This is a genomic window from Streptomyces inhibens (assembly GCF_003389455.1).
GTDB classification, from domain to species: domain Bacteria; phylum Actinomycetota; class Actinomycetes; order Streptomycetales; family Streptomycetaceae; genus Streptomyces; species Streptomyces inhibens.
The window spans coordinates 22635-35713 of sequence record NZ_QUAC01000206.1; the positions used below are offsets into that span (position 1 = coordinate 22635).

General features: G+C 73.8%; 9 protein-coding genes and 1 pseudogene. 5 read left to right on the forward strand and 5 right to left on the reverse strand.

Annotation, left to right across the window (positions count from 1 at the left end):
* Nucleotides 1-6 precede the first annotated feature (6 nt).
* The 4 genes and pseudogenes from DY245_RS46740 to DY245_RS25515 all read left to right on the forward strand — a co-directional run.
* On the forward strand, nucleotides 7-1523 hold a 1517-nt coding region (locus tag DY245_RS46740; protein ID WP_342354213.1), incomplete at its 3' end, for a hypothetical protein.
* Nucleotide 1524: 1 nt separating this feature from the next.
* A pseudogene (locus tag DY245_RS46745) lies at nucleotides 1525-2305 on the forward strand (hypothetical protein); the annotation flags it as partial.
* Nucleotides 2306-2461: 156 nt separating this feature from the next.
* Nucleotides 2462-4132 carry a DUF6519 domain-containing protein gene (locus DY245_RS25510; RefSeq protein ID WP_128509567.1) on the forward strand — a complete coding sequence of 557 codons (1671 nt, stop codon included), beginning with the start codon at nucleotides 2462-2464 and terminating at the stop codon, nucleotides 4130-4132.
* Nucleotides 4132-5115 carry a peptidoglycan-binding protein gene (locus DY245_RS25515; RefSeq protein WP_128509568.1) on the forward strand — a complete coding sequence of 328 codons (984 nt, stop codon included), beginning with the start codon at nucleotides 4132-4134 and terminating at the stop codon, nucleotides 5113-5115. The genes DY245_RS25510 and DY245_RS25515 overlap by 1 nt, the downstream gene beginning before the upstream one ends.
* 133 nt (nucleotides 5116-5248) lie before the next feature.
* On the opposite strand, the gene DY245_RS25520 is transcribed toward DY245_RS25515, so the two are convergent.
* The 5 genes from DY245_RS25520 to DY245_RS25540 form a co-directional block, all read right to left on the reverse strand.
* Complete coding sequence (locus DY245_RS25520) at nucleotides 5249-6499, reverse strand: protease-associated domain-containing protein (RefSeq protein ID WP_128509569.1); 1251 nt, start codon at nucleotides 6497-6499, stop codon at nucleotides 5249-5251.
* A 94-nt stretch (nucleotides 6500-6593) separates the two neighbouring features.
* Nucleotides 6594-7472 (reverse strand): hypothetical protein, encoded by an 879-nt coding sequence (locus tag DY245_RS25525; protein ID WP_128509570.1) that lies wholly within the window; start codon nucleotides 7470-7472, stop codon nucleotides 6594-6596.
* Between the two features lie 134 nt (nucleotides 7473-7606).
* On the reverse strand, nucleotides 7607-8815 hold the full coding sequence (locus DY245_RS25530; RefSeq protein ID WP_128509571.1) for a VWA domain-containing protein: 1209 nt from the start codon (nucleotides 8813-8815) through the stop codon (nucleotides 7607-7609).
* A gap of 5 nt (nucleotides 8816-8820) precedes the next feature.
* Nucleotides 8821-11388, reverse strand: a complete 2568-nt coding sequence (locus DY245_RS25535) for a DUF5682 family protein (protein ID WP_220377941.1) — start codon at nucleotides 11386-11388, stop codon at nucleotides 8821-8823.
* Nucleotides 11385-12539: an ATP-binding protein gene (locus tag DY245_RS25540; RefSeq protein WP_128509572.1), complete on the reverse strand. Its 1155-nt coding sequence runs from the start codon at nucleotides 12537-12539 to the stop codon at nucleotides 11385-11387. The genes DY245_RS25535 and DY245_RS25540 overlap by 4 nt, the downstream gene beginning before the upstream one ends.
* A gap of 167 nt (nucleotides 12540-12706) precedes the next feature.
* On the opposite strand from DY245_RS25540, the gene DY245_RS25545 reads away from it, so the two are divergent.
* Nucleotides 12707-13079, forward strand: a 373-nt coding sequence (locus tag DY245_RS25545) for an SWIM zinc finger family protein (protein ID WP_181923861.1), incomplete at its 3' end; no start/stop codon positions are given.

The following is a 13079-nucleotide window of genomic DNA, read 5'->3' on the forward strand; positions in this document are numbered from 1 at the left end:
TTCGGCATGAGTGCGACCAGGGAGCCGGACGGGCTCGCGGAGCTGCTTCCGCAGTGGCACCGGCTGCGCGACGCGGAGGGCGGTGAGCCCCTGCGGGCGCTGCTGGCCGTGATCGCCGAGCAGGTGGACCGGGTGCGCGACGGGGTCGCCCAGCAGTACGACGACTGGTTCGTGGAGAGCGCCGCCGAGTGGGTGCTGCCCTACATCGGCGACCTGGTGGGCTACCGTCCGCTGCCCGGCTACGAGCGGGTGCTGGCGACCGGGCTGCGGGACGGCGGGCTGCCGGACTCCTCGCGGCGGCGGCTGGCCGAGGCGCTGGCGCCGCGCCGCGATGTGGCGGCGACGGTCGGCAACCGGCGGCGCAAGGGCACATTGGCGCTGCTGGAGGAGCTGTCCGAGGGGGTGGCGGGCTGGCCGGCGCGGGCGGTGGAGTTCTCCCGGCTGGTCGCACATCAGCAGCCGGTGAAGCTGTACGGGTCGGGCACCGAGGCCGCCAATGAGCGGCGGCGCGGGCGCGGGCGGCTGGTGGACGTACGGGAGGGGGCGGCGCTGGATCTGGCGGGCGGGCCGTTCGCTACGGTGGCCCGCTCGGTCGACGTGCGGCGGGTCGACTCCCGCCGTACGCAGGGTGGTTATACGCCGGCCGGGGTCGGGTTGTTCGTATGGCGGCTGAAGCCGTACTCGGTGACGGGGGCGCCCGCGTACTGCATCGACCGGGCCCGTAACCTCTACACCTTCTCGATCCTGGGCAACGACACGGCGCTGGTGACCCGCCCGGAGCCGGAGCCGTCCGCGACGCATATCGCCACCCTCGACAATGTGCCGGCCGCGATCCGCCGCCGGCAGCTGCACGACCGGCTCGCGGACTACTACGGGCCGGGCAAGAGCTTCACCATCCGGCGCGACGGCCATGACGCCCCCGTACCGCTGTCCGACATCGTCGTCGCGGACCTCGGCGACTGGCGCTACCGGCCCAAGCGCGGGCAGGTCGCGGTCGACCCGGAGCTGGGCCGGATGGCGTTCGGCTCGCGCTCGGCGCCGCGGCAGGGCGTATGGGTGGACTACCACTACGGGTTCGGGGACGACCTGGGCGGCGGCGAGTATCTGCGGGAGGACCGGGCGGACCGCGAGGGCCGCGCGACCCCTCCCGACAGCGCCGTCTACCGGGTCGGGCCGGGCCGGCCCTTCCAGCGGATCATGGACGCCTACGGGGCGTGGCAGCACGACCGGCGGGCCGGGCGCTGCGGCCCCGACGGCATCATCGAGATCACCCACAGCGGCGCCTACCAGGAGCAGCTGGACTTCGATTTGGACCCGGGCGACCGGCTGGAGCTGCGCGCCGCCGAGGGCACCCGGCCCGTCATCCGGCTGCTCGACTGGTACAGCAACCGGCCCGATGCGCTCAACATCCGTGCCAGGGAAGGCGATTGCGCGCCGGGCGAGCGTCCGCGGATGGTGCTGGACGGGCTGCTGGTCACCGGCCGCGGCCTCAATGTCACCGGGCCGATGGGCGCGCTGGTGCTNGATGGTGCTGGACGGGCTGCTGGTCACCGGCCGCGGCCTCAATGTCACCGGGCCGATGGGCGCGCTGGTGCTGCGGCACTGCACGCTGGTGCCGGGCTGGTCACTGGAGCCGGAGTGCGATCCGCGCTCCCCCGAGGAGCCGAGCCTGGTGCTGGACCGCACCACGGCCTGTGTCGAGATCGACCGCAGCATTCTGGGCACGATCGAGGTGATCGGCGACGAGGTGGGCACCGATCCGCTGCCGATCCATCTGCGCGACAGCATCCTGGATGCCACGGGGTCCGACCGCGAGGCGCTGTCCGCGCCGGACTGCCGGCATGCGCATGCGGTGCTGTACGCGCACCGCACCACGGTCATCGGCGAGGTGCATACGCACGCCGTGCAGCTCGCCGAGAACAGCATCTTCACCGGGCGGATGCAGGTGGCCCGGCGGGGTGTGGGCTGTCTGCGGTTCAGTTACGTACCTCCGGGGTCGCGCACCCCGCGCCGCTACCGCTGCCAGCCGGACCTGGCCGGCCCGGAGGACGCCGGGCGGGTGCGGCCGCTGCTGCGCGGCGAGCGCTACGGGACGCCGTGGTACGGGCAGTTGGCGGCCGGCTGCGGTGGGGGTGCCCCCGGCCCGTCCAGTGCTGGGAGAGAGATCCGGCGTGGCGCGGAGGACGGCGCCGAGATGGGCGCGTACCACGACCTCTATCAGCCGCAGCGCGAGGACAGCCTGCGGGCCCGGCTGGCGGAGTACACGCCGGCGGGGAGCGACGCGGGGATCGTGTTCGTGACGTGAACCCTCTGCGCGTTCGTCACGTGAACCATCTGCCCGTTCGCGACGTGAACCGTCCGCTCGTTCGCGACGTGAACTACCTGCCCGTTCGCGACGTGGACTGCCCGTCCGTTCCGACCACCGACCTTCTGAGCATCCCGTACGAGGGGGACCCCTTCCATGCACGCTGACCTCTCCCGCAACACCTTCCGGCCGGAGCGTCACTACTCCGCGGTCGTCGCCCAGCAGGGCCGCGTCCAGCTGGACGCCGACGCCAATGAGCAGACGGCGATCCAGCTGTTCCAGGCCCGTACGCTCGCCGCCGATCTGATCGGCCGGCACGGCGGGCCGCGGGACGCCACCGGCTTCAAGATCACCCTGCGCGGTGGCAGCCGCGAGCTGGACGACCTGGTCATCGGCGGCGGCCGCTACTACGTGGACGGCATCCTGTGCGACGCGACCCGCCCGCAGCCCGGGGTACCGGTGCCCGCGCAGGGCGCGGCCGACGCCGGCGGCAAGGACGGCGCCGCGGACAAGGACGGCCCGGACGGCGGTGACGGCGCGGGCGAACCGGCCGCGCCGCCCGCCACCTGGACGTACTGGGACCAGCCGGACGGCTTCCGGGACCCGGAGCGGCCCGGCGACCGGCTGCCCACCGCCTTCCCGTATCTGGCCTATCTGAAGGTGTGGGAGCGGATCGTGACCGCAGCCGAGGACCCGGCGCTGCGCGAGGTGGCGCTCGGCTCGGCGATGCCGGACACCGCGGCCCGCACAAAGGTGGTGTGGCAGGTGCTGCCGCTGCCCGCCTCCGCACTCGAACTGACCGCTGACAACCCGCCGATCGACGACATCCGCGCCGCGTTCGCCCGCTGGGCGCAGAAGGCGTCCACCCCCGGCTCCCGCCTCGCGGCGCGCAGCGAGCGCCCGGACCACGCGGACGAGGATCCCTGCCTGGTCTCCCCGGACGCCCGCTACCGGGGCCCGGAGAACCAGCTCTACCGGGTCGAGGTGCACGACGGAGGCAGCGCGAAGGACGCCACCTTCAAATGGTCCAGGGAGAACGGCTCCGTCACCTTCCCGGTCGATGAACTCGACGGTACCTGGGTGGAGTTGGCGACCCTGGGCAGCGACGGCAAGCTTGATCTGAACGTCGGTGACCGGGTCGAGTTCGTCGACACCGGCTATACGAGCCGGGGCGAGGCGTTGCCGCTGCTGCGTGTGGAGGAGCTCGATCTGCCGGGCCGCCGGGTGCGGCTCTCGGACGAGCCGGCGCCGGGCGTCGGGCGGCGGCCCGAGCTGCACCCGTTCCTGCGCCGGTGGGACCACCACGAGAGCAGCCAGAAGACCGTCCGGCGCGGGTCGGGGCACCTCCCTGCTCGAGCGGAGCCGAGAGCTTGGGGGAGGGCCGGCCGGCTCAAGCACGGTGCGCTGCCGGTCGAGGAGGGCGGCTGGCTGCCGCTGGAGGACGGTGTCGAGGTGTACTTCGCGACCGGCGGCCACTACCGCACCGGCGACTTCTGGGTGATCCCGGCCCGTACGACCACCGGCGGAGTGGAGTGGCCGACGGACGCGGCGCGCCGCCCGCTGTTGCGGGACCCGGTCGGCATCGCGGTGCACTTCGCGCCGCTGGCGTGGGTGGCGGGCGAACAGGCCGAGCCCGATCTGCGGCTGGCGTTCCGTCCGCTGTCGGCGAGCATCCCGGCCGCGGACGATGCAGCGCTGGCCGCCGAGGCCGAGGCGCGGGCGGAGGAGGCGGACGCCGCGGCGTACGACTCCGCGGGCCCGGCGCCGAGCAGGTCGCAGACCACCGCCGAGGCCGAGGCCGCGGTCGAGGAAGGGGGTGCGGGCTGATGGCCACACCCCTGACCGCGAGCAAGCTGCTCGCGGCGCTGCGCAACGAGGGCCTGGTGGTGCACGAGGTGCGCAACTGGCGTCACCACAACCGCAATACGAAGGGCCGATGGGGCCCGTTGAACGGGGTGATGATCCATCACACCGTCACCAAGGGCGTCGAGAGCTCGGTGGACCTGTGCTACGACGGGCACCCCGACCTGCCGGGCCCGCTGTGTCATGGCGTGATCGACAAGCAGGGCGAGATCCACCTCGTCGGCAACGGCCGCGCCAACCACGCAGGGCTCGGCGACCGCGACGTACTGGAGGCGGTGGTGAACGAGGACGCCCACCTGCCGAAGGACGATGCCGCGGACACCGACGGCAACCGCCACTTCTACGGCTTCGAGTGCATCAACCTCGGTGACGGCAGGGACCCGTGGCCGAAGGAGCAGCAGCTCGCGATCGAGAAGGTGTCGGCGGCGATCTGCCGGGCGCACGGCTGGAGCGAGCGCTCGGTGATCGGGCACAAGGAGTGGCAGCCGGGGAAGGTCGATCCGCGCGGGATCGCGATGGAGGAGATGCGCGGCCGGATCAAGAAGCGGCTGGCGAAGGGGCCGGCGGACGCGGGCGACGCGGAGCCGGGTGGCTCGGGCGGTCCGGGCGACCCGGGCGGCTCAGAGGGCACGGGCGGCACGGGCGGTGATTCCGGCGACGGTACGGGCCGGCCGGTGCCGCCCAAGCCGCAGCATCCGCCGTACGAACCGTTCCCCGGCCGCGAGGTCTTCCGGCCCGGGTCCCGCAGCCCGGTGATCACGGCGATGGGCGCGCGCCTGGTGGCCGAGGGATGCGGCCATTACAAGAACGGCCCCGGTCCGGAGTGGACCGAGGCGGACCGCAAGTCGTATGCGGCCTGGCAGCGCAAGCTGGGCTTCCGCGGCAAGGACGCGGACGGGGTGCCGGGGCGGGTGAGCTGGGAACGGCTGCGGGTGCCCAACTCGTAGGCGCCCGGCGTCCGTTGCCCGGACACACCAAGGCCGGGCGGCCCTCCCCCACAGAGGACCGCCCGGCTGTTCATGGGGTTCCGGCATCGGCCGCCGCCGCGGCCGATGAGCCGGTGGTGTCGGCTCTAGGGCCTCAGACGCCCTGGACCGGGAGGACCGGCAGGGCCGGGATGTTGGCGGCGTCGGTCAGGTCGGCCGGCACGGCCGGGACGGCGACGGCGTCGGTCAGGTTGCCCGGGACGGCGGGCACGGCCGGGGTGGCGGGAACGGCCGGGACCGCGGGAACGGCCGGAACGGCGGGCACGGACTTGACCGGGGTCAGGCCCTGCACACCGGCGACGGCCTGGGCGGCGGTGCCCTGCGCGTCGGTCACGACCACGGCGGCCAGGCCCTGCGCGAACGGGGTGGCGTCAGCGGCCGCACCCTGGGCGAACGCGACGGCGCCGGTGACCTTGCCCTGGGCGAACGGCACCGCGTCGGCCGCCACACCCTGCGCGAACGGCACCGCGTCGGCGCCGGCACCCTGCACGAACAGCTGCGCCTGGCCGCCGATGACGGTCACGAACGGGGTCGCCTGGGCAGCCGCGTCACCGGCGAGCTGACCGGCACCGCCGACCGCACCCTGGGCGACCGGCACCACCTTGATGACGATGCGACGGGCGACCGGCGGCAGCACATCGGCAGCGGTCTCGTCGACGACCGGACGGGCCTTGGCCAGGGCGCCCTGGGCCTGGTTCGTCAGCTGCTCGGGACGGACGCCCGCACCGGCGAGGGCGGCCAGCAGGTTGTCGGCGGAGCCGGGAGCCTTGGGCAGCGCGGGGGCCTTGGGCAGCGCCGGGGTGCCGGGGAGCTGGGCGGACGGAACGCCCGGGGTCGCGGGCAGCGACGGAGCGGAGGGCAGCGTGCCGTCCGTGAGGCGGCCGGCCTTGCCGAGGTCGGCGGCCTTGGCGGCGCGCTTGACGTCCTTCGCGGCCTTCTTGGCCTTCTTCAGGTCGGCGGCCTTCTGCACGCCACCGGTGTTCGGCAGACCGCCGTTGACCAGCTTCTGCGCGCCGTTGGCGGCACCGGTCAGGTCGCCGGCCTGCGGCAGCCGGCCGGTGGGCAGGTCCTGGGTGGACACCCCGCCGCCGAGGACGCCGGTCGCCTTGCCGGCCGCGTCGCCCGCCGTCTTCTTGGCGGTGTCGGTGACGGTCTTGCCGGCCTTCGTCGCGGTGCCGGCCACATCTGTGGTGGGCAGCTGGCCGGCGGCGCCGGTCACCGTGCCGGTGCTGGGCAGGTCCGGGGTGGCGGGCAGCTCGGCGGCGTTGGCGGCGACGGAGCCCAGGGCCCACAGACCCGTGGCGGCGGCGGCAACGACGATGGAACGGCGGATGTTGGAGCGCATGGTGGTGAAGTCCTTCGAATTCAGGAGGGGTGAAAGGGCAGACCTGTCCCGCCCCCGCGCGGCAGGTCCAGTTACAGACGCGGAGCGGTCTGCCCTAGCCCGGGAATTCGAGGATTTCTTCGGCACGCCGACGCGTCGGAGCGCCATCGGCCGTGCGGACGCCACCGGGCAGCAGCCGGAAGCGTGCGGAGTCCGCCGGAACGGCGGCGTGCTGGTCCCCGCCACGGGGACCGTGACCGTCACCCGCGGTGTGCGAGGTGGGCGCGGCCGGGCCCTGCGGGAACTGCCCCGGAAGGCCGTGGTGGCCCGGGCCTTGCTGCTCGTGCACGGCCGGCGAGGAGTTCTCGGCGGCCGGCTTGCGCAGACCGTCGGCGAACTGCGCGGACTGAGCGGCGCCGGCAGCCGTTGCGGCGGTCCGTGAACCGGACGGCTGCGCACCGCACGGCGTACGGCCGTGCTCCTGCGTACCGCCGTCGCCGGGCCGTCCCGTGTGCTCACCGGACGGGAGGTGTACGGGCAGCGCGACACCGGTCGCGTCCCCGATCTCCCGTACGACACCGGTCACCGGGTCGGTGATCCGGCCGGTGACGGGCGCGGCCTGCTCGGCGGCGGGCCGTACGGCCCCGGCCACCGCGGCGGAAGCGGCGTGGGTGCGCTCGGCGATCTTCGCGCCGGACGCCTTGCCCTGCCGCTCGAACTCGGCTTCGGAGCCGGAGGTTCGGTCCGCTCGGTCCGCCGCCCCGTCCCGGGTGGCGGCCCGGTCCGGGGTGGACGCCTCGGCGGGAGCCTTGGCCGGGGCGGTCGCCCCGGGCAGCTCCGCGCTCCGCATGCGGTCGTCGGCATGGGCGCCGGGACCGAAGGCGAAGCCGAGGGCGACGAAGCCCACCAGGAAGAGCCCGGCCAGCAGCGCACGCCGCACGGCCACCGTGCGCGGCAGGCGCACAGCAGCAGGCAGGGCGAACACAGCAGACAAGGAGGGGACCTTCCCAAACGGACGGGGACACACAGGCACACGGCCTCGATGTCACACGCGTCACGGGCGATCGAGCGATGCCCTGATCCTTGCACGAGGAGCCAGGTGCCACGCAAGTCCCCCCGGCACTCCCGTCACCGTTGCTCCACCATGTCCGGTATGGGCAGCGGCCGTTTTTCGATCGCGGCCGCCATCACGTCAGGAAAGAGGTCGGGCGTACAGGCGAACGCCGGTGCGCCCAGGGCCGCGAGAGCCGCGGCGTGCTCCCGGTCGTAGGCCGGCGCGCCCTCGTCGGACAGTGCGAGCAAGGTCACGAACTGCACTCCGGACGCCTTCATCGCGGCGACCCGCTTGAGCATCTCGTCGCGGATGCCGCCCTCGTAGAGGTCGCTGATGAGGACGACGACGGTCTCGGCGGGGCGGGTGATGCGGGACTGGCAGTAGGCGAGCGCGCGGTTGATGTCCGTGCCGCCGCCGAGCTGGGTGCCGAAGAGGACATCGACCGGGTCGTCCAGCTGGTCCGTCAGATCCACCACCGCGGTGTCGAAGACGACCAGGCGGGTGTCGATGGCCCGCATCGAGGCCAGCACCGCGCCGAACACCGAGGCGTAGACGACCGAAGCGGCCATCGAACCGGACTGGTCGATGCAGAGCACCACTTCCTTCTTCAGCGACTGCGCGGCCCGGCCGTAGCCGATCAGCCGCTCGGGGACGACCGTGCGGTACTCGGGGAGGTAGTTCTTGAGGTTCGCCCGGATCGTGCGGTCCCAGTCGATGTCGCGGTGGCGCGGCCGGCTGATCCGCGCGGAGCGGTCCAGCGCGCCGGTGAGAGTGGCGCGGGTGCGGGTCGCCAGCTTCTTCTCCAACTGCTCGACGACCTTGCGGACGACGGCCCGTGCGGTCTCCCTGGTCGTCTCCGGCATGACCTTGTTGAGCGAGAGCAGGGTGCCCACCAGATGCACATCCGCCTCCACCGCCTCCAGCATCTCCGGCTCCAGCAGCAGCGCGGACAGCCCCAGCCGGTCGATGGCGTCACGCTGCATCACCTGCACCACGGAGGACGGGAAGTACGTACGGATGTCGCCGAGCCAGCGGGCCACGCCGGGCGCCGAGGCCCCGAGCCCGGCCGTACGCCGCCCGCCGTCGGCGCCCCTGCCGCCGCTGCCCTTCTCCCGGCCGTAGAGCGAGGCCAGCGCCCCGTCCATCGCGGCATCCCGCCCCCGCAGCTCAGACCCCGTACCGTCCGCACCCCCACCCCCGAGCACCATCCGCCAGCGGCGCAGCCGTTCGGGGTCGGTGGTGGGGGTGGTGTGAGTGTCAGAGGTACTGACGTTGGTTCCCATATTGGTCAACTCCCTGCCGGAATAAGGTTCTTGAGCGGCTGGACGCCTTCGGGCCGAGGTCCGGTGCGGGCGCTTGCGTCGCCCGCCGGCTCGTCCCCGAAGCTGTGCTGTTCGATGCCCAGCAGCAGGCGCAGCGTGGGGAGTACGGCCGCGGCGCGGTCGCGGTCCAGGCCGGGGCCGAAGCCGCAGGCGGCCGCGTCCGTGGCGTCGCCGGCCGGCCGGCGGGAGGGGGGCGTGGGGCCGCGGCGGATCAGTTCGCCGAGCGTGCGCCGCACCCCGGCTTCGTACTCCGCGAAGGTCCTGCGCAGCAGCGGCAGCACATCCGTGAACGCGGCGTCCGGCACGCTCGTCAGCCAGCCGTCGACCAGCGCGAGCAGCCGTTCGTCGTGGACCAGCAGCATGCCGCCGTCCCCGCCGGGCCCGCCTCCGACGAATCCCTCGATCCAGCCGGCGGCGTCGGTGGGCGGGACACCCGGGGAGAGGGCGAGCCCCATCAGCCGCTCCGCTCCCCCGTCGGCCAACTCGCCGTCGTCCAGAAGGAGTCGGGCGGCCCGTCCGCGGATCAGTCCCGGTACGGCGTCCCGTTCGCCCACGGCCCGCAGCACCCCTGCCCACCGCGCCCGCAGGCCCGCCGACCCGGGCCGCCGCCGGTCCGGCTCCGGCTCCGGCTCCGGCTCCGGCTCCGGCTCCGGCTCCGGCTGGGCGAGCAGACCGACGGCCTGATGGGTGGCATCGAGATGACCGCGCATTTCCGCCGCACCGTCGGCGTCCAGCCCCAGGCAGGCCGGTGGCAGTCCGACGAAGACCCGCTCGGCCAGGCCCGTCGCCACCTCACGGAGCACCGCCGCATCCGTGCCGCGCACATCGCCGTAGCGCACCGACCGTACGAGGGCGGGCAGCGCCTGGGCGAGATGCCCGACATCCGCGTCGAGCGCCGCGCGGTCCGAGAGCGCCCGCATCACCACCGGCAGGGCGTCGGGGAGTTCGGCCAGCAGACAGCGCTCGGCAAGCGCCGTCACCTCGGCGAGCGTGGCCGCGCCGGACGCCTCGGACGCGGCCTTGGCGGTGGCGGCCGAGAGCACCGTCGTGCCCCAGATGCCGGCCTCCGCGACCCGCACCGACAGCTCGGGCTCCCAGCGCAGCCGCCAGCTCTCCCGGAAGGTGCCGGTGCTGCCGCGGGAGCGGGTGGGCTCGCCCCAGGGGATGCCGAGCAGCCGCAGCCGGTGCAGCAGCCGGCTGCGCCCGGCGTCGGTCTCCTTGCGCAGATCCAGCTCCAGTTCCCGCTCCAGAGCCTCCGGTTTGAGCCGCAGCGCCCGCTGACTGCGGGCGATGTCCCGCTGCAGCGGCACCGCGGGGGCGTCCTCCGGGACCTCGCCCAGCACGTCCCCGACCACCAGCCGGTCGTGGATCAGCGAGGACGGCGCATCGGAGCCGTCCCCCATGACGGCCCGGATCGCGTCGTCCAGCTCCGTCAGCCCGGCCAGCGGGCGGCTGCGTACCGTGGCCAGCCCCTCGGCGAGCCGCACCGCTTCGATGACATGCGCCGACGAGACGGCGTAGTCCTCCGCCCGCAGCAGCCCGGCGACCTTGGTCAGCCAGCGCTCGACGGGGCGGTCGGGGGCGCTGAAGAGATGGCCGTACCAGCCGGGCGAGTCGATCCCGGCGCCGTATCCGCTGCGGCGGGAGAGCCGCCGGTGCGTCCACGGCACCCAGGTCACCGACGCCTTCACCTTCGGCAGTCCCTTGAGCAGCTGCCGGTCGGCGGTCACGGTGGCGCGGCGTACGAGTGCGGGCACATGCCAGGCCCCGCACACCACGGCGATGTCGTCCCCGAACTCCCGTTGCGCGGCGCGCAGTCGGAGTCGCATATGGGCCTCGCGCACCGGGTCGCGGTCGTTACCGCCGTCCCCGTATGCCTCGCGCAGCGCCCCCATCGCCTCGGCCAGCGCCGTGAACGGAGCCAGCGCATCCGCGCCCGGGCCTCCCCCTTCCCGGCGGTGCTCGACCACGTCCTCCCACCAGCGCTCGGGGTCGTCATAGCCGGCGGCCCCGGCCAGCACCCGGATCGGGTCGACCCGCAGATCGGCCCGGTCGGCGGCCTCCTGGTCCGCGGCCTCCTGTTCGCCGGCCTCCTTGCCGACGGCCTCCCGGTCCGCGGCCTCCGCTCCGCCGCCGTCCTCCCTGCGACCCTCCCCGCCGTCCTCTTCCTGGCCTTCCGCCGTCATGGCCAGGGAGTGCGCCGCGGGCAGGTCGATGAAGCGGACGGGGACCCCGCGCTCCAGTGCCCAGCGCATCGCCACCCACTCCGGGGAGAACTCGGCCAGCGGCCAGAAGGCCGCGCGGCCGGGATCGTCCTGCACATGGGCGAGCAGCGCGACGGGCGGCCGCATGCCCTCCTGCGCGGCGAGCGGCACCAGCTCGTCCGCCTCCGGCGGGCCCTCGATCAGCACCGCGGCGGGTGTGCACTGCTCCAGGGCGGCGCGCACCGCCCGTGCCGACCCGGGGCCGTGGTGCCGGACCCCGAGCAGCACCGGCCCGTGCCTGTTGCTCGTCCGCTCGCCGCGCTCGGTCATGCGCTCACCTCACGGCAGGCGCGGTAGAAGTCCTTCCAGCCGTCGCGCTCGCGCACCACCGTCTCCAGGTACTCCTGCCAGACGACCCGGTCCGCGGCCGGGTCGCGGACCACCGCACCGAGGATGCCCGCGGCCACGTCCCCGGAGCGCAGCACGCCGTCCCCGAAGTGGGCGGCCAGCGCCAGGCCGTTGGTCACCACCGAGATGGCCTCGGCCGTGGACAGCGTGCCGGACGGGGACTTGAGCTTGGTGCGGCCGTCGGCGGTGATGCCGCCCCGGAGCTCGCGGAAGACCGTGACGACCCGGCGGATCTCGTCCATGCCCTCCGGAGCGGCGGGCAGATCCAGCGAGCGCCCGATCTGCTCGACCCGGCGCGAGACGATGTCCACCTCTTCGTCCGGTGTCGCCGGCAGCGGCAGCACGACGGTGTTGAAGCGGCGGCGCAGCGCGCTGGAGAGTTCATTGACCCCGCGGTCGCGGTCATTGGCCGTGGCGATCAGATTGAAGCCGCGGACGGCCTGCACCTCCTGCCCCAACTCCGGTATGGGCAGGGTCTTTTCCGACAGGACCGTGATGAGGGTGTCCTGTACGTCGGCGGGGATACGGGTCAGCTCCTCGACCCTGGCGGTCATGCCCTGCGCCATCGCGCGCATGACCGGGCTGGGCACCAGCGCCTCCCGGCTGGGGCCGTTCGCGAGCAGCTGGGCGTAGTTCCAGCCGTAGCGGATCGCCTCTTCGGGGGTGCCGGCGGTGCCCTGCACCAGCAGGGTGGAATCGCCGCTGACGGCTGCCGCCAGATGCTCGGACACCCAGGTCTTGGCGGTGCCGGGCACGCCGAGCAGCAGCAGCGCGCGGTCGGTCGCGAGGGTCGTCACGGCGACCTCGACGATCCGGCGCGGGCCGACGTATTTGGGTGTGATGACCGTGCCGTCAGCGAGCGTGCCGCCGAGCAGATACGTCGCGACCGCCCACGGCGAGAGCCGCCAGCGCTCCGGCCGCGGCCGGTCGTCGGCCGCCGCGAGGGCCTTCAATTCCTCCGCGAAACTGTCCTCGGCATGGGGCCGCAGCGCCTGGCCGCCCCCGGCCTCCGGCGCCGCCTCGTCCCGCGCCCTGCTGTCGTCGTCCGTCGTCTTGAAACTGTTCTCGGACATGGGTCCCCCTCGTCGCAAGATCTGCGGCCGATGCCCCGAAAGCCCTGCGGCCGCTTGCGGAATCAAGCCTGCACCACGCCACTGACAATCCCCCGAAAACCGCCTCCGACCTGCGGCTTCATCGCGGTTCGCGGCGATTGTCAGTGGTGCGTCGTAGCGTCGATGACATGAATCCGCAGGGGGAACGCTGGACGACGGATCAGGTGCTCGCGCTGGCGCCTGACGAGGCATCACGTAAAGCGGGCGGCAGGCTCGCGGCGCCCGGCCCGTGGTCGGAGACGGGCGCGGACGAGGGCGCGGTGTGGGGGCAGTGCAAGGGCAGCGGCAAGAAGCCGTATCAAGCGGTCGTGGACGTCAAAGGCCCTGCCTTCAAGTGCAGTTGCCCCAGCCGTAAGTTTCCATGCAAGCACGCGCTGGGGCTGCTGCTGCTCTGGGCGGGCGAGGAGCGGGCGGTGGCGGCCGGGGAGCCGCCGCAGTGGGCGGGCGAGTGGCTGGCCGGCCGCCGGGAGCGTGCCGAGCGGTCGGCGGGCGCGCCTTCGG

Bases quoted from the DNA above. Each gene is read 5' to 3' on its own strand.
- DY245_RS25510 (WP_128509567.1), top strand. From the start codon at position 2,462: ATGCACGCTGACCTCTCCCGCAACACCTTCCGGCCGGAGCGTCACTAC.
- DY245_RS25515 (WP_128509568.1), top strand. From the start codon at position 4,132: ATGGCCACACCCCTGACCGCGAGCAAGCTGCTCGCGGCGCTGCGCAAC.
- DY245_RS25520 (WP_128509569.1), bottom strand. From the start codon at position 6,499: ATGCGCTCCAACATCCGCCGTTCCATCGTCGTTGCCGCCGCCGCCACG.
- DY245_RS25530 (WP_128509571.1), bottom strand. From the start codon at position 8,815: ATGGGAACCAACGTCAGTACCTCTGACACTCACACCACCCCCACCACC.
- DY245_RS25535 (WP_220377941.1), bottom strand. From the start codon at position 11,388: ATGACCGAGCGCGGCGAGCGGACGAGCAACAGGCACGGGCCGGTGCTG.
- DY245_RS25540 (WP_128509572.1), bottom strand. From the start codon at position 12,539: ATGTCCGAGAACAGTTTCAAGACGACGGACGACGACAGCAGGGCGCGG.